Source organism: Microcystis wesenbergii FACHB-1317, assembly GCF_014696875.1.
Lineage (GTDB): Bacteria > Cyanobacteriota > Cyanobacteriia > Cyanobacteriales > Microcystaceae > Microcystis > Microcystis wesenbergii_A.
Genome location: NZ_JACJQV010000002.1, coordinates 1 through 2,065 on the forward strand (window position 1 = coordinate 1; position 2,065 = coordinate 2,065).

2 protein-coding genes and 1 pseudogene are annotated in these 2,065 nt (G+C 40.6%); 2 read left to right on the plus strand and 1 reads right to left on the minus strand.

The genetic code is table 11. The features are described from left to right. Both H6F92_RS00020 and H6F92_RS00025 read left to right on the plus strand, forming a co-directional pair. On the plus strand, positions 1–159 hold a 159-nt coding region (locus tag H6F92_RS00020; protein ID WP_190356367.1), incomplete at its 5' end, for a transposase. A gap of 238 nt (positions 160–397) precedes the next feature. Further along, positions 398–1,426, plus strand: a pseudogene (locus H6F92_RS00025) (IS701 family transposase); the annotation flags it as partial. 196 nt (positions 1,427–1,622) lie between these two features. Here H6F92_RS00025 and H6F92_RS00030 read toward each other — a convergent pair. After that, positions 1,623–1,913, minus strand: coding sequence for a hypothetical protein (locus tag H6F92_RS00030; protein ID WP_242029931.1), 291 nt, complete (start codon positions 1,911–1,913; stop codon positions 1,623–1,625). Positions 1,914–2,065 lie beyond the last annotated feature (152 nt).

The window sequence follows — 2,065 nt, forward strand, 5'->3', positions numbered from 1 at the left end:
GCAACAGTAGGAACAATTCGTCTTAATTTTCTGAAATTGGGGGCGAGAATTACTGTGAGCGTTAGAAGAGTTTTAATCGCCATCGCTAGTTCTTGTCCTTATCAAGATATTTTGGTGATAGCTTACTCTAGAATTCAAGGACTTCCTGCTCCTGGATAAGTCGAATAGTTCTCAAAAACAACTAAATAATTTTAAAAAGGGCTGTTCATAAATTCAGCCTGTTTTATCATGAAAATTTTGACTAATTGACTAGATTTTATCGGTTGATTCTGCAAAAATTTGGCTAGTTTTGTCGAATTATCGCTCGGCAACCTTCAGAGTTTTTCTTAATTTTTAAAAACACAACTCTCAACCTCTAAATTAGGTTCTCAATTCAGTTTGTGAGAAATGCGGGTAATGTCGGTTGCAAGTGATGAACCAATGCCGCCAGACGCAAATCCCCCGAGGATTTACGCTGATTGTCGATGACTCAGGACATCGAAAAAGTGGCAATCTGACCGCCGGAGTTGGCAGGCAGTACTTGGGAGAAATTGGCAAGACAGACAACGGAATAGTCGCCGTCACTACTCATCTCTACGACGGCAAAAAAAGTGTCCCCCTAGACAGGGAAATTTATCAACCGGCGAGTTCTTTACCCCAAGGAAAAGAAGACCAAGAGTTTAAGAAAAAACCAGAGATAGCGATAGATTTAATTGACCGGAGCTTAATCAGAGGCTATCGACCGAAAATCGTGTTAATAGATGCTGGTTATGGCAACAACACAAATTTTCTTAAAGCCCTGGAAGAAAGAAAGCTAAAATACTTAGGAGGATTGGCAAAAAATCGAAAAGTAATTATTGAAAAAGAAGGGGGTGTGGAAGAAACAATCCAGCTTGAGCAACTAGCCAAAAGCCGATCAGAAAAGGATTGGGAGAAAATCACCCTAAATCTAGATCAAGAAAAAACGGTTTGGGTAGCGGTATTCAGAGCGAAAATATCTCAACTAGAAGGAGAAAGGAACTTGGCGATCGTCATGAAGGCAAGTTCAATGGAAAAAGCCACAGAGGTGGACTATTTCATCACCAATGTAGTTGAGGCAGATACAGTAACAGCTTCGTGGATAGTCAAGACTTACACCGAAAGAAATTGGGTGGAAGTATTCTACCGAGAAGCCAAAGGATGGTTAGGGTTAAGGGAATATCAAGTCAGGGATAAACGAAGCTTACTTCGTCATTTTATCCTGGTGTTTTGTGCCTATACATTTATCCTGTGGCATAAGTTGACTGGGGGATTGCAAAGGCGGTGGGCGAATCGACCTTTAAACACTTTTGTGGAAACCTTGGCAGCTTTTCGAGTGGCGATGTCTTTCCGTTTCTTTGAGTGGCTGACCGAGAATCGGGATGTGTTTGCCGCTTACAAAGCCAGTTTAGGCTTTATTTGGGCTTAAATTTTGTTTAAGTCCCACTAACGGAAGATTTTTGATTTTTGCAAGAGGTCTTAATAATGTATCCCCTCAATATATCGGGGTCAGGAGTTATTCTGGTATTCATGAACAAGCAAAGTGATTGAGAGAAGACTGCTCACGAATAATAGTTGCCAAAGAGGGAATATTACCAAGTTGAGAAATGCGGTCACGAACATACTCAAAAAAGCTGATTCCTAATTTCCGAGTAGTAGCAACAAGGGACATAAAAGTATCCCAAGCCTGAGTCCCCTGTCAGAGTTTGAGTAGCATAACTAATATTACGTCGCTGCACTGTCGTCCTAGCAGCTAACTCCGCCGGATTATTATGCAAGGGCAATTCGGGATGCTCTAAGACTAAAAGCAACTCCGAAATTTTCAGCAGGGTTAATTGTTTTCGCTCATCCAACTGTTGATAACCGCTTTGAGTATCGAAAAGTTTCCAAAACTCAGATCGGAGTTTTTCTGCCATCTGTTGACTGGGTGCATCTTTGTAAGCCAGCAAGTCTCGGTAAGCTAAAACGCACTTAAACCACCTAAAATAGAAATAGTAACTTGAGAAAAATTCTACTTATGCCAGCTAAAGATTTCCTAGATTTAGAAGAAAAGAAAAACTTACAAAAA